This window comes from Streptomyces sp. NRRL F-6676, from assembly GCF_000725625.1.
GTDB lineage: Bacteria > Actinomycetota > Actinomycetes > Streptomycetales > Streptomycetaceae > Streptomyces.
The window spans coordinates 39,396-59,436 of the sequence record NZ_JOHS01000001.1; the positions used below are offsets into that span (position 1 = coordinate 39,396).

23 protein-coding genes are annotated in these 20,041 nt (G+C 74.2%); 18 read left to right on the forward strand and 5 right to left on the reverse strand.

What is annotated here, in order from left to right:
- Positions 1 to 4: 4 nt before the first annotated feature.
- Positions 5 to 1,864: a helix-turn-helix domain-containing protein gene (locus IO29_RS00170; protein ID WP_030381161.1), complete on the forward strand. Its 1,860-nt coding sequence runs from the start codon at positions 5 to 7 to the stop codon at positions 1,862 to 1,864.
- A gap of 54 nt (positions 1,865 to 1,918) precedes the next feature.
- Here IO29_RS00170 and IO29_RS00175 read toward each other — a convergent pair whose 3' ends face one another.
- The gene (locus tag IO29_RS00175) at positions 1,919 to 2,827 is read right to left on the reverse strand and encodes a PDR/VanB family oxidoreductase (protein ID WP_030381162.1); all 909 of its coding nucleotides are present in this window, start codon (positions 2,825 to 2,827) and stop codon (positions 1,919 to 1,921) included.
- Between the two features lie 74 nt (positions 2,828 to 2,901).
- On the reverse strand, positions 2,902 to 3,531 hold the full coding sequence (locus tag IO29_RS00180; protein WP_030381163.1) for an MSMEG_1061 family FMN-dependent PPOX-type flavoprotein: 630 nt from the start codon (positions 3,529 to 3,531) through the stop codon (positions 2,902 to 2,904).
- A 182-nt stretch (positions 3,532 to 3,713) separates the two neighbouring features.
- Between IO29_RS00180 and IO29_RS00185 the strand changes: the two genes are divergently transcribed.
- The 10 genes from IO29_RS00185 (at position 3,714) to IO29_RS00230 (ending at position 13,239) form a co-directional block, all read left to right on the forward strand.
- Positions 3,714 to 4,439, forward strand: a complete 726-nt coding sequence (locus tag IO29_RS00185; protein WP_078618385.1) for a TetR/AcrR family transcriptional regulator — start codon at positions 3,714 to 3,716, stop codon at positions 4,437 to 4,439.
- A 1-nt stretch (position 4,440) separates the two neighbouring features.
- Positions 4,441 to 5,025 (forward strand): sigma-70 family RNA polymerase sigma factor, encoded by a 585-nt coding sequence (locus IO29_RS00190; protein WP_030381165.1) that lies wholly within the window; start codon positions 4,441 to 4,443, stop codon positions 5,023 to 5,025.
- The gene (locus tag IO29_RS00195) at positions 5,022 to 5,780 is read left to right on the forward strand and encodes an anti-sigma factor (RefSeq protein WP_030381166.1); all 759 of its coding nucleotides are present in this window, start codon (positions 5,022 to 5,024) and stop codon (positions 5,778 to 5,780) included. Before IO29_RS00190 ends, IO29_RS00195 begins: the two co-directional genes overlap by 4 nt.
- Before the next feature lie 276 nt (positions 5,781 to 6,056).
- Positions 6,057 to 7,706 carry a molybdopterin-dependent oxidoreductase gene (locus IO29_RS00200; protein WP_051707834.1) on the forward strand — a complete coding sequence of 550 codons (1,650 nt, stop codon included), beginning with the start codon at positions 6,057 to 6,059 and terminating at the stop codon, positions 7,704 to 7,706.
- Between the two features lie 130 nt (positions 7,707 to 7,836).
- Positions 7,837 to 8,505 carry a fasciclin domain-containing protein gene (locus tag IO29_RS00205; RefSeq protein ID WP_030381168.1) on the forward strand — a complete coding sequence of 223 codons (669 nt, stop codon included), beginning with the start codon at positions 7,837 to 7,839 and terminating at the stop codon, positions 8,503 to 8,505.
- Between the two features lie 128 nt (positions 8,506 to 8,633).
- Positions 8,634 to 9,113, forward strand: coding sequence for an ATP-binding protein (locus IO29_RS00210; protein ID WP_030381169.1), 480 nt, complete (start codon positions 8,634 to 8,636; stop codon positions 9,111 to 9,113).
- A gap of 193 nt (positions 9,114 to 9,306) precedes the next feature.
- On the forward strand, positions 9,307 to 10,251 hold the full coding sequence (locus IO29_RS00215) for an ANTAR domain-containing protein (protein ID WP_030381170.1): 945 nt from the start codon (positions 9,307 to 9,309) through the stop codon (positions 10,249 to 10,251).
- 257 nt (positions 10,252 to 10,508) lie between these two features.
- The gene (locus IO29_RS00220; protein ID WP_324608176.1) at positions 10,509 to 11,360 is read left to right on the forward strand and encodes an SDR family NAD(P)-dependent oxidoreductase; all 852 of its coding nucleotides are present in this window, start codon (positions 10,509 to 10,511) and stop codon (positions 11,358 to 11,360) included.
- A 228-nt stretch (positions 11,361 to 11,588) separates the two neighbouring features.
- Positions 11,589 to 12,278: an alpha/beta hydrolase gene (locus tag IO29_RS00225; RefSeq protein WP_051707835.1), complete on the forward strand. Its 690-nt coding sequence runs from the start codon at positions 11,589 to 11,591 to the stop codon at positions 12,276 to 12,278.
- Positions 12,279 to 12,354: 76 nt separating this feature from the next.
- A complete protein-coding gene (locus tag IO29_RS00230) occupies positions 12,355 to 13,239 on the forward strand; it encodes a DsbA family protein (protein WP_078618387.1) in 885 nt (294 codons plus the stop codon).
- A gap of 12 nt (positions 13,240 to 13,251) precedes the next feature.
- On the opposite strand, the gene IO29_RS00235 is transcribed toward IO29_RS00230, so the two are convergent.
- Positions 13,252 to 13,854 (reverse strand): TetR/AcrR family transcriptional regulator, encoded by a 603-nt coding sequence (locus IO29_RS00235; RefSeq protein WP_030381174.1) that lies wholly within the window; start codon positions 13,852 to 13,854, stop codon positions 13,252 to 13,254.
- Between the two features lie 81 nt (positions 13,855 to 13,935).
- On the opposite strand from IO29_RS00235, the gene IO29_RS00240 reads away from it, so the two are divergent.
- The 5 genes from IO29_RS00240 to IO29_RS00255 all read left to right on the forward strand — a co-directional run bounded on the left by IO29_RS00240 (position 13,936) and on the right by IO29_RS00255 (position 17,573).
- The gene (locus tag IO29_RS00240; RefSeq protein WP_030381175.1) at positions 13,936 to 15,075 is read left to right on the forward strand and encodes an acyl-CoA dehydrogenase family protein; all 1,140 of its coding nucleotides are present in this window, start codon (positions 13,936 to 13,938) and stop codon (positions 15,073 to 15,075) included.
- A gap of 76 nt (positions 15,076 to 15,151) precedes the next feature.
- On the forward strand, positions 15,152 to 15,913 hold the full coding sequence (locus IO29_RS00245) for an SDR family NAD(P)-dependent oxidoreductase (protein WP_030381176.1): 762 nt from the start codon (positions 15,152 to 15,154) through the stop codon (positions 15,911 to 15,913).
- Between the two features lie 226 nt (positions 15,914 to 16,139).
- Entirely contained in the window at positions 16,140 to 16,304 is a 165-nt protein-coding gene (gene rpmG / locus IO29_RS35395; protein WP_051707836.1) for a 50S ribosomal protein L33, read from the forward strand.
- A 110-nt stretch (positions 16,305 to 16,414) separates the two neighbouring features.
- Positions 16,415 to 16,675 carry a type B 50S ribosomal protein L31 gene (locus IO29_RS00250; protein ID WP_030381177.1) on the forward strand — a complete coding sequence of 87 codons (261 nt, stop codon included), beginning with the start codon at positions 16,415 to 16,417 and terminating at the stop codon, positions 16,673 to 16,675.
- A gap of 160 nt (positions 16,676 to 16,835) precedes the next feature.
- A complete protein-coding gene (locus IO29_RS00255) occupies positions 16,836 to 17,573 on the forward strand; it encodes an SOS response-associated peptidase (protein WP_030381178.1) in 738 nt (245 codons plus the stop codon).
- A 13-nt stretch (positions 17,574 to 17,586) separates the two neighbouring features.
- On the opposite strand, the gene IO29_RS00260 is transcribed toward IO29_RS00255, so the two are convergent.
- Positions 17,587 to 17,844, reverse strand: a complete 258-nt coding sequence (locus IO29_RS00260) for a hypothetical protein (protein ID WP_033226161.1) — start codon at positions 17,842 to 17,844, stop codon at positions 17,587 to 17,589.
- A 199-nt stretch (positions 17,845 to 18,043) separates the two neighbouring features.
- Between IO29_RS00260 and IO29_RS00265 the strand changes: the two genes are divergently transcribed.
- On the forward strand, positions 18,044 to 18,337 hold the full coding sequence (locus tag IO29_RS00265) for a hypothetical protein (protein WP_030381180.1): 294 nt from the start codon (positions 18,044 to 18,046) through the stop codon (positions 18,335 to 18,337).
- 23 nt (positions 18,338 to 18,360) lie between these two features.
- Here IO29_RS00265 and IO29_RS00270 read toward each other — a convergent pair whose 3' ends face one another.
- Positions 18,361 to 19,230 (reverse strand): helix-turn-helix transcriptional regulator, encoded by an 870-nt coding sequence (locus IO29_RS00270; RefSeq protein WP_051707837.1) that lies wholly within the window; start codon positions 19,228 to 19,230, stop codon positions 18,361 to 18,363.
- Between the two features lie 78 nt (positions 19,231 to 19,308).
- On the opposite strand from IO29_RS00270, the gene IO29_RS00275 reads away from it, so the two are divergent.
- A complete protein-coding gene (locus IO29_RS00275) occupies positions 19,309 to 20,028 on the forward strand; it encodes an SDR family NAD(P)-dependent oxidoreductase (protein ID WP_030381182.1) in 720 nt (239 codons plus the stop codon).
- Positions 20,029 to 20,041 lie beyond the last annotated feature (13 nt).

The following is a 20,041-nucleotide window of genomic DNA, read 5'->3' on the forward strand; positions in this document are numbered from 1 at the left end:
CCTGATGCCGCAGAGCGATTCCGGCGCCGCCGGCGCCCACGACCCGGGCCCCCGCGACCACGGTCCGCACGACCCGGGCCCCCGCGACCACGGCGAACTCGTCTCCTACCGGCTGCGCCGCGAGCGCGAGCTCAGCAGCCTGTACGCGACGGCCCGTTCGCTGGCCGCGCTCGGCGAGGTGGGCGAGGTGCTCTCCTCGATCGTCCGGCACGCCCACGAACTGATCGGCAGCGACATCGCCTACCTCTCGCTGCTGGACGCGGAGGGCAACCTCAAGCTGAGCGCCTCGGCCGGCACGATCTCGCACGAGTTCTCCTCGGCGTGGATGCCTCCCGGCGGCGGGCTCGGCGCCCGGGTGATCGAGTCCCGGGCCCCGTTCTGGGTGAGCAACTACCGCGAGGCACAGGTCCTCAGCCACCGCCCCGTGTTCGACTCGCTCGTGCCCGACGAGGGGCTCGTGGCGCTGCTGGGCGTGCCGCTCCTGGTGGGCGAGCGGGTGGTCGGCGTCCTCTTCGCCGCCGACCGCACCGAACGCCCCTTCGAGAAGGACGAGGTGGCCCTCCTCAGTGCCTTCGCCGACCACGCCGCGATCGCCCTCAACAACGCCCGGCTGTACGAGGAGAGCCGCGTCTCCCTGCGACGGCTGCGGGAGGCGTACCGCACCATCGAGGAGCAGGTCACGTCGGTGGAGCGGGCCGCCGCCGTGCACGAGGCGCTGACCCACGTCGTCCTGACGGGCGGGGGTCCCGGCGACATCGCGCGGCTGCTGGTGGAGCATCTGAGCGGCACGGTCACCGTCCTGGACCGCGACGACCGGATCGTCGCCGTCCGGTGCGCCGCGGGACAGCCGGCCGACGAGGACCGGGAACCGGTCAGGGCGCTGCTGGAGGAGGCGCGCAGCACCGGGCGGTGCGCCTCCGCGCGCGGCGCGGACGGGGTCGTCCGCAGCGTCGCGGCCGTCCACGCCGGCGGCAGCCACCTCGGCGCGCTCTCCCTGGCCCGCGGGGCCGCGCCGGAACCGGCGGACATCCGCATGCTGGAACGGTCCGCCCAGATCATGGGGCTGCTGGTCCTCATGCGTGACGCCCGCGTCGAGGCGGAGGAGCGGGTGCGCGGCGAACTCCTCACCGAACTGCTGTCCCGCGCGCCCCTGCACCCGGCCCACCGCGACCGGGCGCTGGCCCGCGGTGTCGACGTCGACCACCTGGACGTCCTCGTCGTGGCCGACTGTCCCGGAAAACCCACCAGTGACGTCGTACGCCGGCTGAACGCCGTCTCCCCCGAGTGGTCGGGGCTGGCGGGCGAGTACCTCGGCCGGGCGACGATGCTGCTGCGCGCCGACGACGTCGAGGAGGCGGCGCGCACCCTCCACCAGGGGCTGCGCCGCACCCTCGGCGCGCCGCTGCTGCTGGTCGCCGACCGGGTCGCGGGGCAGGAGCGCTCCCGCTCGTTCTCGCTGGCCCAGCGTTGCGTGGAGGTGATGCGCGCGCTGGGGGAGGACGACCGGGGGGCGACCACCCGCCAGTACGCGATGTACGCGCTCGTCTTCGACCCCCAGCGCACCCACGACCTCGACCGGTTCCTCACCGACGAGCTCGGCGCGCTCCTCGACTACGACCGGCGGCGCGGCACCGACCTGGTCGCCACCACGGCCGCCTACTTCGCCCACTCCGGCAATCTGCGCCAGACCGCCACCGCGCTGCACGTGCACATGAACACGCTGCTCAAGCGGTTGCACCGGATCGGTGTGCTGCTCGGCGAGGACTGGCGCTCCCCGGACTCCGCACTCCGCCTCCATCTCGCGGTCCGGCTCCACCAGTTGCGGGCCTCGCTGGACCGGTCGGCCTCGGCACCCGCCGACTGACGGGACCGGTCCGTCTCGGCCCTCGCCGACCGAACGTGTCCTCCACCGCGGCCGTCAGAGGTCCACGACGAGCCGGGGCGACAGCGCCCGGGACACGCACGGGTACATCCGCCCGGCGGGGGCGCCGATCTCGTCGCGGTGCTCGGGCTCGCCGTCCACGACGGTGAGTTCGCAGCTCCCGCAGACGCCCTCGCGGCAGCCGGACGGCAGCGGGTGCCCGGCGTGCTGGAGCACGCTCAGCAGTGACTCGTCCGCCGGCACCCGGAGCGTCTGCCCGGAGCGGGCGCAGACCGCCTCGAACGGGGTGTCGGGCGCGAACTCCCGGGCGGCGGGCCGGAACCGCTCCGCGTGCAGCCGCCCGGCCGGGAACACCGCCTTGGCCGCGCGCAGCATCGCTTCGGGACCGCAGCAGTAGACCAGGGCTTCGGGGCCCAGCGCGGCGGCGTGCGCGGCGAGGCCGGGCCTGCGGTGCTCCCCGGTCTCGACGACGTGCACCCGCTCGCCGCCCCAGGAGCGCACCTCGTCCAGGAACGGCATGGACGCGGCCGACCTGCCCACGTACACGAGCGAGGCCGCGGCCCCCGCGTCGACGGCCGCCCGCAGCATCGGCAGCAGCGGGGTGATGCCGATGCCCCCGGCGAGGAAGAGGTACTCCGGCGCGGGCAGCAGCGGGAAGTTGTTCCGCGGCAGCGAGACGTGGAGCGGCCGGCCCGGGCGCAGGAACCGGTGGACGTACTCCGAGCCGCCGCGGCTCAGCCGCTCGTGCCGCACCGCGACACGGTAGGTGTCCCGGTCCGCCGGGTCCCCGCACAGCGAGTACTGCCGGGTCAGCCAGTTCGGCAGCAGGAGGTCGACGTGCGCCCCCGGCTCCCAGGGGGCGAGCGGGCCGCCGGCCCCGCGCAGGACGAGGGAGACGACGTCACGCGCGAGCGGCTCCACGCGTTCGAGGAGGGTCTGCTGCATCGGTGCTCCGCCTTGTCGGCCGGTGGGAGGGGGAACGGGGGAGGGCAGGGCCGGTGGTGTGGTCGGCGGCATGGTCAGTACAGCTTCCGGTAGGCCTCTTCGAGGCCGTCGTCGATCACCTTCGGATCGATGTCCAGCCCGAGCTGGGCGGTGAACATCTCGCCGGCCGTCGGCATCTCGTCGGCCAGGGCCCGGCTCGCCGGGTCCCACAGCCGGGACCGGATGAGCGCGCGGCCGCAGTGCCCGTACGCCTGCTCCACCCGTACGACGATCGCCAGTTGCGGCGTCCTGCCCTCGGCGTGCAGCCGGGCGAGCACCTCCGGTTCGTCGGTCGGGTAGGCGCGGCCGTTGACCCGCAGCGTCTCCCGCATGCCGGGGATGAGGAACAGCAGTCCGATGCCGTCGTTCTCGGCGAGGTTGCGGAAGGAGTCGGCGATCCTGTTGCCGGGCCGGTCCGGGATGGCGAGCGTGTGCTCGTCCAGGACCTTCACGAAGCCCGGGTAGTCGCCGCGCGGCGAGCAGTCGGCGTTGCCCGCCGCGTCCGCCGTGGCCATCGTGAGGAAGGGCGAGTGCGCGATGAAGCGGCGGAACTGCTCGTCGATGTGATCGATGATCTTGCTCGTGGCCATGGGGTCGCGGTCCCCGATCAGGGCGAGGACCTCTTCCGGCGAGAGCGGCCGGGGGCGGGTGCGGGTGTGGGCCATGAGGGCTCCTTCCACAGCGGGCGGCAACGGCGGGTGCGAGGGGCCCTGTCGTGCCGCCCCGCCCATCCGCCGACGGCGGCGCGAAACGGTGACACACCACTGCGCCGCAGGTCATGGCACTATTGTGAGCAATTGTTCAGGTCGTCCGCCACTCGCATTCCACACCCCGCCCAGGAGGTGCCGTGACCTCGGAGCGACGCCGGCTTCAGCCACGTAAACAGCCCCGCCAGGCCCGGGCCGAACTCACCCGGCAGCGCATCCTCACCGCCGCTGCTCACGTTTTCGCCGAGCAGGGCTACGCCGCCGGGACCACCAACCGGATCGCCGAGCGGGCCCGGATCTCCATCGGCTCGCTCTACCAGTACTACCCGAACAAGGACGCGATCCTGCTCGAACTGGTGGCCCGGCACCTCGACGACGGGCGGCAGGCGCTCCTGCGCCTCCAGGACGAGGCGCTGCCCGGCACCCTGGAGGGCATCTTCCGCGCCCATGTGCGCATCGTCATCGAGAACCACCGCCACGACCCGCACCTGCTCCAGGTCATGGCCGAGCAGGCGCCCCGCTCCGCCGAACTGCTCGACCGCGTCTCCCGCTACGAGCAGGAACGCGTCCGCTACGTCGAGGACCTCCTCGTCCGGCACCCCGACGCCCACGTGGAGGACACCTACGTCGCCGCCCGGCTGATCGTCGCCACGGTCGAACTCCTCGTCCACCAGCTCATCGCCGCCCCCGACCCGCTCGACGCCACCCGGCTCGAGAACGAACTCGTCGCCATGGTCACGCGCTATGCCACCGCCGACCAAACCGCGGGGGCCTCGGCTACGGATCACCCGTGTACCCCCACCACCGGGTACCCGCCCGAGCAGACACCCGCCGTCCGCCCGCCCCGAAGGACCGAAGGACCATGACGTGAGAGAGCCCGTACGGATTGGGCCCCACCCCTCCGCCCAGCCCGACCTGCAAGAACTGCTGCGCAGCGTCGCCCAGGGCGACCAGGAGGCCTTCGCCTCCGTCTACGACGCCGTCGTCGGCTCCGTGCTGGGCATCGCCCGCAGCGTGCTGCGCGACAGGGCGCAGTCCGAGGAGGTCGCCCAGGAGGTGCTGGTGGAGGTCTGGCGCACCGCCGCCAACTACCGCCCCGAGCGCGGCAGCGTCCGGAACTGGGTCCTGACCCTCGCCCACCGCCGCGCCGTCGACCGGGTGCGCTCGGTCGACGCCTCGGCCGCCCGCGAGCACAAGGCCGCCCTGCTGGAGCGCACCCCCGAGTACGACGAGGTCACCGAAGCGGTCGAGGCGAGCCTGGAGCGCGAACAGGTACGCCGCTGTCTGCGCACCCTCACCGAGGTGCAGCGCCAGGCGGTCGACCTCGCCTACTACCGGGGGCTGACCTACCGCGAGGTCGCCGAACTACTGACGCTGCCGCTCGGCACCGTCAAGACCCGGCTGCGGGACGGACTCATCCGGCTGCGCGACTGCCTGGGGGTGACCGCATGACCGCCGACACGGCCGACCTGCACACGCTGACCGGCGCCTACGCCCTGCACGCTCTCGACGGGCGGGAGCGGGACGCCTTCGAACGGCATCTGTCCGTCTGCGAGCCGTGCGCCGCGGAGGTCCGCGAACTGACCGCGACCGCCGCCCGCCTGGGCGGCGCCGCCGCCGCGCCGCCGCGCCCGCAGCTGAAGGAGGAGGTGCTGCGGCGCATCACCACCGTCCGCCAGGAGCCCCCGCGCACCACCCCCGCGGCACGCCCCACGGGCACCGGCGCCGTCCGGACGCGGCGGCTGTCCCGGTGGGCACTGGCCGCCTGCCTCGCCGCCGCGGCCGCCCTCGGCGGCACCGCGGTGTGGCAGCACCAACAGGCGGACGCCGCCCAGGAACAGGCCCGGCGGGCCGAGCACCGGGCGGACGAGATCGCGGCCGTCCTGGCCGCACCCGACGCCAGGACCCGCACCGCCGGCCTCAAGGGCGCCACCGGCACCGTCGTGGTCTCCAGGAGCGAGAACAGGGCGGTGTTCGTGGTCGCCGGGATGGACCGGCCCCCCGAGGGCAAGGTCTACCAGCTCTGGTTCGACGACGGCGGCAGCATGCGGCCGGCCGGACTGATGGACCCCGACCGCTCCACGGAGGCCGTCCTCATGAAGGGCGCCCTCGACGGCGCGTCCGGCATGGGCGTCACCCTCGAACCCGCCGGGGGCTCGCCCCGGCCGACGTCCACACCGCTCACACTGGTGCCGTTCTCGGCCTGAGAACCGAATTCGTCACCGCGTCTTCGCTTTTTCCTCACGAGCGCCGGTCGCCGCTTTCCGTGGCGGCCGGCGCTTTTTCGTATTACCTGTGCGGCGACGGCCCTCTTCCCGCTCGTGCCGCAGAGAAACGCAGCTCATGTGCGCTTTCTCGGGTATCTGGCGTGGAGTACCACAACATGATCCGTAACCGAAGCCGCCCCGGATTGGTCCGAAAAATAATTCCCCCCAATTGAGTGATCGGCCAATCCGCGCAGCCGTCGGCGCCGGATTCCCCACGTGAGCGACGAAGGAAAGAACCAGCACCGGCCGGCCGCCCGGACGCGGCATCTGCTCGCCGCGGCGAGCGGACTCCTCGCGGGGTACGCGGCACTCGCCGTGGCCGAGCTGGTGTCGGCCGCCGTCCGCCCCGAGGCGGGCCCGGTGGTCGCCGTGGGGTCCGCCGTCATCGACCGCACACCCGCCGCCGTGAAGGACTGGGCGATCCGGCACTTCGGCACCGACGACAAACTGGTGCTGCAACTCGGGATCGTCGCGGTCCTCGCCGTGATCGCGCTGCTGCTCGGCACGGCCGCGCTGCACCGCCGCCGCACCGGCTCGGCGGGCGTGCTCCTCTTCGGTGTCGTCGGCGCCGTCGCCGCCACGGGCCGCCCCGACTCGGAGGGCTGGACCGACGCCGTGCCCTCCCTGGTCGGGGGCGCCGCCGGGGCCGCCCTGCTGTACGTCCTGGTGGGCCGGCTCCTGCTCAGGACGCCCGCGCCGGATTCCCCGCCGAGCGGGGTCCGGGCCGCGGCCACCGCGGAGTCTGCGCCCGCGGTCGCCGCCGGAAGGGACGCCGGCTGGGACCGGCGCGGGTTCCTCGTCGCCGCGGGCGCCGCGGCCGCCGCCTCCACCGCGGCGGGGGTCGGCGGCCGGTACCTGAACGGGGCGAGCGGCCGGGGCGCGGTCGCCTCCCGCGACGCCGTGGTGCTCCCCGCGCCCGGCTCGACGGCGGACCCGATACCCAAGGCCGCCCGGCTGAAGATCCCCGGCCTCAGCCCCTTCGTGACGCCGAACGAGGACTTCTACCGCGTCGACACCGCCCTGGTGGTGCCGAAGGTGGACGCCTCCTCCTGGCGGCTGCGCATCCACGGCAAGGGCGTCTCCCGGGACCGCACGTTCACCTACGACGACCTGCTCCACCGGGACCTGGTCGAACGGGACATCACCCTGACCTGCGTCTCCAACGAGGTCGGCGGCCCGTACGTGGGCAACGCCCGCTGGATCGGCGTCCGCCTGGCCGACCTGCTGGCCGACTGCGGGGTGAAGCCGCCCTCCCACGGCGGCCCCGCCGACCAGCTCGTCGCCCGCTCCGTGGACGGCATGACGCTCGGCACCCCCGTCGAGGACGTCATGGACGGACGGGACGCACTCCTCGCCGTCGGCATGAACGGCGAACCGCTGCCCTTCGTCCACGGCTTCCCCGTCCGCATGGTCGTGCCCGGCCTGTACGGCTTCGTCTCGGCCTGCAAGTGGATCGAGGACATCGAACTCACCACGTTCGACTCCTACGACCCCTACTGGGTCAAGCGCGGCTGGGCCCGCAAGGCGCCCGTCAAGACCGAGTCCCGCATCGACACCCCCAAGCCCTTCGCCCGCCCCAAGGCCGGCACCGTCATGGTCGCCGGGGTGGCGTGGGCGCAGCACCGGGGCATCGACCGGGTCGAGGTCCGCGTCGACGACGGGCCCTGGGAGACCGCCGACCTGGCGGCGCAGGACACGGCCGACACCTGGCGGCAGTGGTCGCTGCCGTGGCGGGCGACCCCCGGCGGCCACACCCTGACCGTCCGGGCCACGGACCGGACCGGCGAGGTCCAGACGGACAAACGCACCCGCACCGTCCCCGACGGGGCGAGCGGATGGCACTCGGTGGTGGTCACCGTGGACTGACGACACCCCGGGCGCGCCGCCTGCCACCGACGGGCCCTCACCCCCCCCAGCCGCAGTGTCCGCACTGCCTTCCCCACCGCGCGGCGTCCGAGCCGCACGACACCGCACCACCACACTCAGGAGATCCTTCATGAAGCGCGCGATCCGTCGTACCGCCGTGGCCGTCGCCACCGCCGCCCTGCTGCCGCTGGCGCTGACCGCCTGCTCCGACGACGGCAAGAGCGACAGCGCCTCCTCCGACCCGGGCAAGGCGTCGGCGACCGCCACCGGCAAGGCGACGGGCTCGGACGACTCCGGAACCTCCGGGAACACGAGCACGACGGACGAGCCGTTCGGCCCGGCCTGTTCCTCCGTGCCGAAGTCCGGCGCCGGCTCCTTCGACGGCATGGCCCAGGACCCGGTGGCCACGGCCGCCTCGAACAACCCGGCGCTGTCCACCCTCGTCTCGGCGGTCAAGAAGGCCGGCCTCGTCGACACGCTGAACAACGCCAAGGACATCACCGTCTTCGCGCCCACCAACGACGCCTTCGCCAAGATCCCGAAGGCGACCCTGGACAAGGTCCTGGCCGACAAGGCCCAGTTGACGAAGATCCTCACCTACCACGTCGTCGGCCAGAAGCTCACGCCGAAGGACCTGGAAAAGGGCTCCTTCGCCACCCTGGAGAAGGAGAAGCTCACCACCTCCGGCTCCGGCGAGTCGTACACCGTGAACGACTCCTCGAAGGTGGTCTGCGGCAACGTCAAGACGGCCAACGCCAATGTGTACATCGTCGACACCGTGCTGATGCCTGGCAAGTGACCCGGACACCCGGCCACGGCTCCGCCGCCCCTTCGGGGCCGGCGGGGCCGTGTGGTGTCTCACAGGCGTGTGAAGCGGGTTTCGGGGGTATGTGCGAGCGCGTGACGGGGGCAACGAAGGCGGCCTGTATGGAAGCGGTACCCGGCGACGAGGACGGTACGGCGTCGGACGGCGGTCTCCCACGGACCTCCGCCGCGCTGGACGGCGACTCGGCGTCCATAGCGGACGCCCGGCGCCTCGCCGTCGACTTCCTCACCTCCGCCCGCACGGAGTACGCGCTCCCCGTCGCCGAACGGGCGGTGGAGATCACCCAGCTCGTGGTCAGCGAACTGGTCACCAACGCCAGGAAGTACGCCCCCGGACCGGTCCTGCTCAGCCTGCGGATCGTCGAGGACACGGTCGAGGTGGCCGTCTGGGACAGCGACCCGGTGCTGCCCGCGGCCAGGACGGCGGACCCCGGGCGAGTGGGCCAGCACGGTCTGGAGATCGTGAGCGCGCTCGCGCAGGACTTCCGGATCCGCCGCGAGGCCGTCGGCAAACGGGTCACCGCCCGGATCGCCTACGCCGACGAGTCGCCCGGGGCGGGACCGTACGGCGCGTTCCGGTGACGCGGGGCCGGGCGGGACGCCGGTCCCCGGGGGCGGGCCGTTCGAGGTGGGCGGCACCGCGTGGCGGGGTAGGCTCGCGGCAGGTGCTTGGGAAGCAGGCACGCCCGCGGTGTCTCCGGGACCGGCCGAGCCGGTCGCGGTGCCGCGTGGTCATGTCACCGCCTGCTGCCCCCTCTCACAGGAGCGCCCCTTCATGAGCCAGGAACCGGAGTACCCGCCGCTGCGCGACATGGGCGGCCGGGACACCGGCGCACCCGGAAGCGGTGAGGCACCCGGGTCCGGCTCCGGCTCCGGTGAGGCACCCGGTCTTGCGGCCCTGCGGCGCGAGAACGCCGAACTGCGGGAGCACACCGCGGAACTGGAGCGGCGCACCACGGAACTGCGCAACCGGCTGCACGCCCACCCCGGCATCTCCCTGGCCCAGGGAGTCCTGATGGAGCGTTACCGGCTGCCCGACCCCGCCACGGCGTTCGCGCTGCTGCGGGAGGCCTCGCAGCGCCGCAACATCAGGCTGCACACCCTCGCCGACGCGGTGGTCCGCACCCCGGCCCCCGCCGACGACGCCGCCACCTGGTTCCCGGGCCGCGCCCGCTACAGCCCGCCCCCGTTGCCCGGCGTGCCCGTGGCCCCTGCCGACCGCGACAGCCACGGCGCGGTCCTCTCCGGGGTGCTGCGCCGGGTGCTGAGCATCACCCAGGCCGGCATGGGCAACGTCCAGCTGGTCGAGGGCGGTGTGCTGCGCATGGAGAAGCACATCGGCCTCAACCGGCGGTTCACCGACTACTTCGCCTTCGTCGAGGGTCCGACCACGTCCTGCTCCGAGGCCGCGGAGTCGCGCCGCCAGGTGACCGTGGCGGACGTCGCCACCGCGGACGTCTTCGACGAGGAGTCCCGCACGACGATCCTCCAGGCCGGCAGCCGCGCCTGCCACAGTGTGCCGATGGTGAACAAAGCCGGGGCGGTGCTCGGCGTGATCTCCTCCCACCACGCCCGTCCGCTCGCCGGGTTCACCGACGCGCAGCTGCGGGCGTTGGAGGAGACCGGCGCGGCGGCGGGCCGCTGGCTGTCCTGGCACCGCCGGACCGTCGTCCTCGACGCCCTCGAACAGCTCCACACCGCGGCCCGCTCCGCCCGCTGACCGGTACGGCTCCGCGGCTCACCCGGCCCGCTCGACACACGCACCGAGCCGCTCCTGGCTGCGCCGCGGCGACTCCTCCACCTGGAAGTGGAACGACGGGGTACCCGCGAGAGCGGAGTGTCGACCGACGCGGCGCGGAAACGCGGGATACCAAGGCGCGGGGACACGGCAGGTCGGTGGGAGGGGGACACACGGACACGTACGGATACCCGGGCACGTACGGATACCCGGGTACGTACGGACGTACGAACGCATCAGTGGGTACGGCGAAGGGCGAGGCGATGGGTGGACAGGCGAGCGGGAGCGACGACGGGCGGCGCGGTACGGCGCTGGTGACGGGTGCCTCCTCCGGCATCGGCGCGGCCTACGCGGCACGGCTGGCGGCCGACGGCTGGGACACCGTCCTGGTGGCCCGGCGCGCCGACCGACTCGACGACCTGGCGGCCCGGCTCCGCGCGGAGACCGGCACCGCGGCCGAGCCCCTGGTCGCCGACCTCGCCCGACCGGACGATCTGGCCCGGGTGGCCGAACGCGTGGCACGCGGGGACATCGGCTTCCTGCTCAACAACGCGGGGATCAACGGCTACGGCCCGTTCGCCGAGCTCGAACCGGCCCTGCTGGCCAAGGTGCTGCACGTCAACGTCCTCGCCGTCACCGCCCTGACCCGCGCGGCGGTCCCCGCCATGCTGGAGCGGGGCCACGGCACGGTGGTGAACGTCGCCTCCCAGCTGGCCTTCGCCGGCGCCCTGCCGCCGCATCCGCTGCCCGAGCGGGCGGTGTACGGCGGCTCGAAGGGGTACGTGGTCACCTTCACGCGCACACTGGCGGCGGAGCTGGCGAACACGCCGTTGCGGATCCAGGTGCTGTGCCCCGGCCTGACGGCCACCGAGTTCCACCTCTCCCGGGGCGAGGCACCGGTGCCCGGGCGCGAGCAGGGGGTGCACGAGGAGGGCGGGATGCCCGTGGGCGAGGTGATCGACGCCTCGCTGCGGGACCTGGAGAAGGGCACGGTGGTCTGCGTACCGGGGCTGGCGGGCACGTCCCCGCTCGTCACCCTGGAGGCCGCCGAACTGGCCCTCCGCTCGACGGCCCGCGGGGCACAGGACTGACCCGCCCCGGCCGAACCGTGGGGCGGGCGGCAACGGATCATTGAGGGGCGCGTGCGCACGGCACGCGCCGACCGATGACCCGGCGGGCCGGGACGAGTGGGGAGCGACACGGTGACAGAGATGCCGGAGACGTCGAAGACGGCAGGGAGCGCGGGGGCTTCGGGGCCGGCCGCGGAGACCGGAGCCGGTGACGTGCCGCCCCATCCGTCTGGCGGACCGGTCCCGGGCGTGCCCTCGGGACCGGTGCCGTCGGCACTGCGACTGACCCGGGACGTGGCGGACCCGCGGGCCGCCGTGCTGTTACTGCACGGCGGCCGCGCCGACGGCCTCGAACCGGTCCCCGCCTGGGACCCGGCCGCGCTGCGCATGCGGCCCTTCGCCCGGGCGATCCGCCGCGCGACCGCCGCGCGCGGACGGCTGCTGCTCGGCAGTGTCGTCTACCGGTACCGCGGCTGGAACGGCACCCGCGCCGACCCCGCGCGGGACGCCGAGCGCGCCCTGGCGGAACTGACCCGGCTCCACCCGGAGCTGCCGGTCGTCCTCGTCGGCCACTCGATGGGCGGCCGCGCGGCGCTCCGGGCCGCGGCACACCCGCGGGTGTCGAGCGTGCTGGCACTGGCGCCCTGGTGCCCGCCGGGGGAGCCCGTCGCCCAGTTGCGCGGGCGGACCGTCCTGATCCTCCACGGCGACCGCGACCGGGTCACCGACCCGCAGGGCGCGGCCGACCTCGCCCGCCGCGCCGGAGAGGCGGGCGCCCGCGCCCGGCTGGCGCTGATCGACGGCGGCGAGCACGCGATGCTGCGCCGGGCCGCGACCTGGCACCGCCTGGCGGCGACGGCGGTCACCGCGCTCCTCGACCCGGACCCCGTCCGCCCGCTGCCCCCGCCCTTCGACAGTGAGCAGCCGACCCGCGTCTGAGCAGGTCGGACGCCCTGTGCGCGGGGGGCCGGAGATCGCATAGGGTCTCCTCCGCACACAGGGGAGGGAAAGATCCATGACAGCGAACGAAAAGCTTTCCGGGCGAAGCGGTGCCGCGGGGAGACACACGGCGCGCGGCGGCGCGGGCCGCGTCGGCGTCCGTCGCCTTCGCGCGCGCGGCGCCGCCGCCTCCGCCGGGGTCCTCGCCGCCGTCCTGCTGGCGGCCGGCTGCGACACGGGCGGCGGTACGGACGGCGGCGGGGACCGGGGGAGCGGCGACGGCAAGGCGCACGCGGAGGCGTCGCCCGGCGGCAAGGCCGTCGCCGGCTCCTTCGCCGACTCCGGGCAGCTGCCCGAACGCCTTGCCGCGGACGGCACGACCATCGTCGTCGGCTCGCCCGCGGCCGGCACCGCGGTGCACGTCTACGAGGACCTGCGCTGCCCGGTCTGCGCCGAGTTCGAGAACTCCGGCGCCGACGAGCTGCGGGACATGACGGTGTCCGGCGAGGTCAGGACCGAGTACACGCTCGCCTCGTTCCTGGACGACAACCTCGGCGGCGAGGGCTCGCGGAAGGCGGCCAACGCGCTGCGGGCCGCGCTGGAGAAGGGCCTCTTCCTGGAGTACCACGACGTCCTGTTCGACCATCAGCCCGAGGAAGCCGTCGACGGCTACACCGACGCGTTCCTGCTGCGCATGGCCGCACGGGTGGGCGGCCTGCGCGACGCCGACTTCGACGCCGCCGTCAAGGGAATGAAGTACCGCTCGTTCGTCACCGCATCCGAGAAGGCGTTCGACGACGACGGCGTGGACGGCACCCCCGGCTTCGCGGTGGACGGCCGGCTGGTCGACGCGACCGTGCGCAACGACTTCTTCGACCCCGGCACGCTGCCCTCGGCGGTCCGCCGTGGCGCCATGCGGGCGGCGGCCGCCCCGCCGTCCGAGGACAGCGCCGAGAGCTGACCGGGGCCGGGCTCAGCGGGCCAGGCCGTGCAGCAGCAGTTCCGCCAGGTGGGCGTAGGCCTGCGCGTCGGTCAGACCGGTGGTGGCGGCCACCTGGCGGCGCTGGATGCGCACCATCACCGAACTGATCACGTCCGCCGCGAAGGCCACATGCACCTCGCGGAACGCGCCCGAGGCCATGCCCTCGTCGATGAGCTGCTGGATGCGCTGCGCGGCGGCCCGGGTGTTGCGGTCGTAGACCTCTGCGGCCGGTTCGAACGCGGCCACGTCGTCGAAGAACCGCGGCGAGGCCGGTGCCAGCTCCGCCGAGACCGCGCCCAGATAGGCGGCGAGCCGTCCGGCGGGCTCGGCCTCGGCGGCGAGCGCCGCCTCCACGTGCGTCGTCGCCCGCCGGAAGAAGTGCACCACGGCCGTCCGGACGAGCTGCTCCTTGCTGCCGGCGAGGCCGTACAGGGTGCGCTTGGAGCAGTGCAGCCGGGCGGCGAGGTCGTCCAGCGTCAGATGGGCGAAGCCCTCGGCGACCAGGAGGTCCACCAGCTCGTCGAACAGCTCGGAGCGGCGGGCGGCGCCCCGCCCGGTCGGTTTCGGGCCGTCGGCGGCAGAGGTGTCGATCACCCGGCCAGTATTCCAATACCTGTGGCGGGCGCTACGTAAAGCGGTACTCTGGTACCACTAGGAGTACCGCTAGGAGTCGCCATGGACGTCGACCGACTGCTTCCCACCCCCGAAGCCGCGGATCTCATCGCCCTCACCAGGGAGATCGCCGACAAGGAACTCGCCCCGCGCGTCGAGGAGCACGAACGGGCCGAGAGCTACCCCGAGGGACTGTTCGCCACCCTCGGCCGGGCCGGGCTGCTCGGCCTGGTCTATCCCGAGGAGTACGGCGGCGGAGGCCAGCCCTACGAGGTCTACCTCCAGGTCCTGGAGGAGCTCGCCGCTCGCTGGGCCTCCGTCGCGGTGGCCACCAGCGTCCACACCCTGGCCTGCCACCCGCTGCACGCCTTCGGCACCGAGGAGCAGAAGAAGCGCTGGCTGCCCGCCATGCTCGCGGGCGAGTGGATCGGCGGCTACAGCCTCTCCGAGCCGGGCGCCGGCTCGGACGCGGCCGCCCTGACCTGCAAGGCCGAGCCCGTGGCCGACGGCTACCGGATCACCGGCACCAAGGCGTGGGTCACCCACGGCGGCAAGGCGGACTTCTACTCCCTCTTCGCCCGCACCGCGCCCGGCCCGCACGGCGTCTCCTGCTTCCTCGCCCCCGGCGCCGTCGACGGGCTGGGCTTCGACCCGCCCGAGCGCAAGATGGGGCTGCACGCGGTGCCCACCGCCGCCGCCCACTGGGACGGCGCGCTGCTCGACGCCGACCGGCTGATCGGCGCGGAGGGCCAGGGGCTCGCGATCGCCTTCAGCGCGCTGGACTGTGGCCGGCTCGGTATCGCCGCCTGCGCCACGGGGCTCGCCCAGGCCGCGCTCGACGTCGCCGTCGACTACGCCAACGAGCGCACCACCTTCGGCCGGCGCCTCGTCGACCACCAGGGGCTCGGCTTCCTCCTCGCCGACATGACCGCCGCCGTCGACTCCGCCCGCGCCACGTACCTCGACGCGGCCCGCCGCCGCGACCTCGGGCACGCGTTCGGCCGCCAGGCCAGCGTGGCCAAGCTGGTCGCCACCGACGCGGCCATGAAGGTCACCACCGACGCCGTCCAGGTGCTCGGCGGATACGGCTACACGCGTGACTTCCCCGTCGAGCGGTACATGCGGGAGGCGAAGATCATGCAGATCTTCGAGGGCACCAACCAGATCCAGCGGCTGGTCATCAGCCGCGGTCTGGCAGCCTGAACGCGTCCGCGTCCGCGTCCGCGCCGCGCGCGTGACCGCCGCTTCGTCCGTACACCTTCAGGAGTGGGAAGACCTCATGAACCTCGCAGGATCCGCCGCCCTCGTCACCGGTGCCGCCTCCGGGCTCGGTGCCGCCACCGCGGCCGCGCTCGCCGCCCGCGGCGCCACCGTCTACGGCCTCGACCTCGACAAGGCGGTGGCGGGCGCCGGGACGCTCCCCGACGGCGTCACCCTCCTCGCCGCCGACGTCACCCAGGAGGCGCCGGTACGCGAGGCACTGGACCGCATCGAGGCCGGCGGGGCGCCGCTGCGGCTCGCCGTCAACTGCGCCGGCATCGCGCCCTCCGCCCGTGTCTTCGGCCGCCGCGGCCCGCACGACCTGGAGCTGTTCCGCACGGTCGTCGACGTCAACCTCGTCGGCACGTTCAACGTGCTGCGCCTGGCCGCGGCCGCCCTCGCCGGGCAGGAGCCCGACGCCGGGGGGCAGCGCGGGCTCATCGTCAACACCGCCTCGATCGCCGCGTTCGAGGGCCAGATCGGTCAGATCGCCTACGCCGCGTCCAAGGCCGGCGTCGCCGGCATGACGGTCACCGCGGCGCGGGACCTCGCCCAGTACGGCATCCGCGTCGTCACCATCGCGCCCGGCATCGTGGACACGCCGATGATGGCCGGCTTCAGCGACGAGGTCCGCGCCGGCCTCGGCGCGAGCGTCCCCTTCCCCCCGCGCCTCGCCCACCCGGAGGAGTACGCCCGCCTGGTCACCATGATCGCCGACCACGACTACCTCAACGGCGAGACGATCCGCATGGACGGCGCGCTGCGGATGACGGCGCGGTAGGGCGCCTCAGGCGCGGGCCGGCCGAACAACTAAGCACCGCCAGCCCGTGCGCGGCCGGCAGCCCCCGCCCCGCGGGCCCCGCAGGGGCCTCCAGTGGCGCGGGGAACTGCGCGCCCAGCCACGACGAGCCCGCAGCGGGAATGCCCGGCGGGGGCCCCGCGTTACAGCCCATGTGACTGACATGGCCGGGACAACCCCCGGAGGTGTCGGTGGAAGGAGGACCCTCATGGCACGCACCACCCTGCGCCCCGTCGTCAAGCTCAGGTCGACCGCCGGGACCGGCGTCACCTACGTGACGCGCAAGAACCGCCGCAACGACCCCGACCGCCTCGTCCTGCGCAAGTACGACCCGGTGGCGGGCGAGCACGTCCTGTTCCGCGAGGAGCGCTGACCGCTCCGCGAAAGGCGCCCGACCGCTTCACCGCAAGCGCCGCGCCCCGCACAGCCGCACCGCACCACCGGCCGCCCGCCCCGGCGGACGGCCATGAGGGAGGAAACACCATGAGGCCCGGTATCCATCCCGAGACCAGGCAGGTCGTCTTCCGCGACCGCGCCGCCGACACCGCGTTCCTGACCCGCTCCACCGCACGGACGTCGAAGACGATCGAGTGGACGGACGGGAACACCTACCCGCTGGTCGACGTCGAGATCTCGTCGGCGAGCCACCCGTTCTACACCGGCGCCCGGCGTGTGGTGGACACCGCGGGCCGGGTGGAGCGCTTCGAGCGCCGCTACGGCCGCGGCGCCCGCACCTCCCGCTGAGCCGGCCGGCCGCCGGGGCCCGCGCCCCGGCGGCCACCCCACGGCCCGGCCCCGCCACAACGGGGCCGGGCCGCCGCGCGCGCCCGGCCGCACCGCAGGAGAACCGGCGGACCGTACCGACCGCCCCCACCGCCCGCCCCGGCCATGGCACAGTGGCCGTATGTGCGGCCGCTACGCCTCCACCAGGAGCCCCGAGGACCTGACCCGACTCTTCGAGGTCACCGACTGGCGCCCCGAGGAGACGCTCGCCCCCAGCTGGAACGTCGCACCGACGGACCGGGTCTGGGCCGTCCTGGAACGCGCCCCGCGCACGGACGACGCACAGCCCGTACGACGCCAACTGCGCCCCCTGCGCTGGGGACTCGTGCCCTCCTGGGCGAAGGACGTCAGGACCGGCGCCCGGATGATCAACGCCCGCGTCGAGACCGCGCACGAGAAGCCCGCCTTCCGCAGCGCCTTCGTCCGGCGCCGCTGCCTGCTGCCCGCCGACGGCTTCTACGAGTGGCAGCAGATCACCCCCGAGGGCGGCGGCAAGCCCCGCAAACAGCCGTACTTCATCCACCCCGAGGACGACCAGGTGATGGCGCTCGCCGGACTCTACGAGTACTGGCGCGACCCCGCCGTCACCCACGACGACCCCGACGCCTGGCTGACGACCTGCACGATCCTCACCACCGAGGCGACCGACGAGGCCGGCCGGGTCCACCCACGCATGCCGCTCGCCCTGACCCCCGAGCACTACGACGCCTGGCTCGACCCCGCCCACCAGGACCCCGACGCCCTGCGCGCCCTGCTCTCCCGGCCCGCCGAGGGCCGGCTCGACGCCCGCGAGGTCTCCACCGCCGTCAACAACGTCCGCAACAACGGACCGCACCTGCTGGACGCGGTGGGCCGGTGACTGGGGCCCGCCGTCAGCGCCCCCGGCGCCGCAGCGCCGCCGCCCGCAGGACCGCGGTCACCGCCAGCAGGACGCACGCGACGGAGCAGTAGCTCCACGCGGCCGTGCCGCGCACCGCGCCGACCGCGCTCCAGACCGTCCACAGCACCAGCACGGTGAACAGCGCCGTCCAGGCGATGTCGGTGAGACGGGCGCGCAGTTGCGACCGCTGCCGGGTGCCGGGCCCGAGTGTGCCGAGCCGCGCACCCCGCACCGCCGGCCCCGAACGCACCGCCGGCCCCGAACGCGCCGTTGACCTCGAAGACCCCGGGATGTCACGAGCGGGCCCCTTCCATGGAGGGAATGTCCGGCGGGCGCCGGTGCGGCGCCCTGTCGCCGGACCGGGTTCCCGCCCGCTGGTCGTACATGCGTGCGGGGCGGCGGGGTCGGGGGAGGGGTCACTGTCAGTGGTGGATGCGAAGCTGCCCGGTATGGATGAGCTGGAGTTCATGCGCGGCAGGGTCTACGGCGCCGACCCCGAGGACGGCGGGCCGCGACCGGGGCGGTCCTACGCCCAGCTGGTGGGCGGCCCGCTGGACGGCCTGCTCCTCGACGTCACCGACGTCACCGACGTCGAGGACGCCGCAGGCGGCCCCGGGGCCGGACCGGGGCGCGGCGTCGCCCTGCCCACGGAGATAGGCCGCTTCGGCCCGGGCGGCCGCGCCCAGTACGCCCCACGGACCGACGACCCGCGCCGCTTCGACTGGCACGGTGACATCCCATGAGGACCGGGCCCACGGCCCCCGGATCAGCCGGTCCCGTTCGCGCCCCCGCCCGCGCTGGCGGAAGCGGCTGCCTGCCCGGCCGTCTCCGCCGTGAGGGCCGCGAGCCGGTGGAACGAGCGCGCGGTGGACGATCCGGCGTCCGCCGTGATCAGCACGACCTCCTGGTCCTCCTCCGGCACCAGCAGCACATCGCAGTTGAGGCGCAGCCGCCCCGCCGTGGGATGGTCGAGTGTCTTCGCACGGTGCCCGGGGGCATGGACGGGCCGCTCCTCCCACAGCTGCCGGAACTCCTCGCTGCCGGCGTGCAGTTCGGCCAGCAGGGCGGCCAGCGCCGGGTCGCGGGGATACCGGTCCGCCGACCGGCGCAGCCGGGCCACCGCGATCCGCCCGAACTCCTCGGCGCCGGTGCTGAAGTGGCCCTGCCCCCGGCCGAGGAAGCGGCGCCGGGCCAGGTTGCTCTCCCGGCCGAGGTCCTCCCCGACCAGCGCGCGGGCCAGGGGGTTGCAGGCGACGACGTCGTAGGCGGCGTCGGTGACGACCGCGCCCGTGTCCGGCAGCCGGCGCAGCATGTCGGCCACGTGCGGGCGCACCCGCCGCACCGCGCGGGTGCCCGGCGGCGCGCTCGTTCCCGCGAGCCGGAACAGGTGGCTGCGCTCGGCCGGGGCCAGCCGCAGTGCCCCGGCCAGTCCGTCCAGGATGCGCGGTGACGGGCGCGGCCCGCGGGCCTGTTCGAGCCGGACGTAGTAGTCGACGGACATATGGGCGAGCTCCGCCACCTCCTCGCGGCGCAGCCCGGGGGTGCGGCGGTGGTCGTCGGCGGGCAGCCCCAGCTCCTCGGGGCGCAGTCGTGCGCGGCGGTCCCGCAGAAAGCGGGCCAGTTCCTGCCTCGGCATGCTCTCTCCTGGGGCGTTCGGCTGCCTGGTACAGGTTGTCCCTGGCGGGCCGCACGCGGTCGGGGAATCGTCGATGCCATGAACGATCGCACAGCACTGGTCACCGGTGCCAACAAGGGAATCGGCAAAGAGATCGCACGCCTTCTGGCCGCCGAGGGCTGCACCGTGTACGTGGGCTCGCGGGACGCCGAACGGGGCGAGAAGGCGGTCCAGGACATCGGCGGCACCGCCCGGCTCCTCGTCCTCGACGTCACCGACGCCGACGGCATCGCCGCCGCGGCGGAGCAGGTCGACCGGCTGGACGTCCTGGTCAACAACGCGGGTGTCGTCGTGGACGACAGCCGGCCGCCCGAGCTGAGCCTGGAGGGCATGCGCCGCACCTACGAGACCAACCTGTTCGGCGTCCTCGCCGTCACCAACGCCTTCCTGCCCGCGCTGCGCCGCTCCCCGGCGCCCCGGATCGTCAACATCTCCAGCGGCACCGGCTCCCTGGACTGGAGCGCCGACCCGGAGCGGGAGTTCGCCGCCTTCCGGGGCCAGGGCGCGGCCTACCGTTCCGGCAAGGCGGCGCTCAACGCGCTGACCCTGTACTACGGGCAGGCCCTGGCGGACGAGGGCTTCAAGGTCAACGCCATGGCCCCCGGGCTGCGGGCGACGGATCTGCACCCCCGGGCGGCCCTGGCGGCGGCCGGGGACCCGGCGGAGGCGGCGGCGGGCGCGGTCCGGCTCGCCCTGCTCCCGGAGGACGGCCCCACCGGCGGCTTCTTCTCCTGGGACGGCACGCCGATGCCGTGGTGAGCGGGGGACGGCC

Coding starts and splice junctions, on each gene's coding strand:
- IO29_RS00170 (WP_030381161.1), top strand. CDS start 5: ATGCCGCAGAGCGATTCCGGCGCCGCCGGCGCCCACGACCCGGGCCCC.
- IO29_RS00175 (WP_030381162.1), bottom strand. CDS start 2,827: ATGCAGCAGACCCTCCTCGAACGCGTGGAGCCGCTCGCGCGTGACGTC.
- IO29_RS00180 (WP_030381163.1), bottom strand. CDS start 3,531: ATGGCCCACACCCGCACCCGCCCCCGGCCGCTCTCGCCGGAAGAGGTC.
- IO29_RS00195 (WP_030381166.1), top strand. CDS start 5,022: ATGACCGCCGACACGGCCGACCTGCACACGCTGACCGGCGCCTACGCC.
- IO29_RS00205 (WP_030381168.1), top strand. CDS start 7,837: ATGAAGCGCGCGATCCGTCGTACCGCCGTGGCCGTCGCCACCGCCGCC.
- IO29_RS00210 (WP_030381169.1), top strand. CDS start 8,634: ATGGAAGCGGTACCCGGCGACGAGGACGGTACGGCGTCGGACGGCGGT.
- IO29_RS00215 (WP_030381170.1), top strand. CDS start 9,307: ATGAGCCAGGAACCGGAGTACCCGCCGCTGCGCGACATGGGCGGCCGG.
- IO29_RS00230 (WP_078618387.1), top strand. CDS start 12,355: ATGACAGCGAACGAAAAGCTTTCCGGGCGAAGCGGTGCCGCGGGGAGA.
- IO29_RS00240 (WP_030381175.1), top strand. CDS start 13,936: ATGGACGTCGACCGACTGCTTCCCACCCCCGAAGCCGCGGATCTCATC.
- IO29_RS00245 (WP_030381176.1), top strand. CDS start 15,152: ATGAACCTCGCAGGATCCGCCGCCCTCGTCACCGGTGCCGCCTCCGGG.
- rpmG (WP_051707836.1), top strand. CDS start 16,140: ATGGCACGCACCACCCTGCGCCCCGTCGTCAAGCTCAGGTCGACCGCC.
- IO29_RS00250 (WP_030381177.1), top strand. CDS start 16,415: ATGAGGCCCGGTATCCATCCCGAGACCAGGCAGGTCGTCTTCCGCGAC.
- IO29_RS00255 (WP_030381178.1), top strand. CDS start 16,836: ATGTGCGGCCGCTACGCCTCCACCAGGAGCCCCGAGGACCTGACCCGA.
- IO29_RS00265 (WP_030381180.1), top strand. CDS start 18,044: ATGGATGAGCTGGAGTTCATGCGCGGCAGGGTCTACGGCGCCGACCCC.
- IO29_RS00270 (WP_051707837.1), bottom strand. CDS start 19,230: ATGCCGAGGCAGGAACTGGCCCGCTTTCTGCGGGACCGCCGCGCACGA.
- IO29_RS00275 (WP_030381182.1), top strand. CDS start 19,309: ATGAACGATCGCACAGCACTGGTCACCGGTGCCAACAAGGGAATCGGC.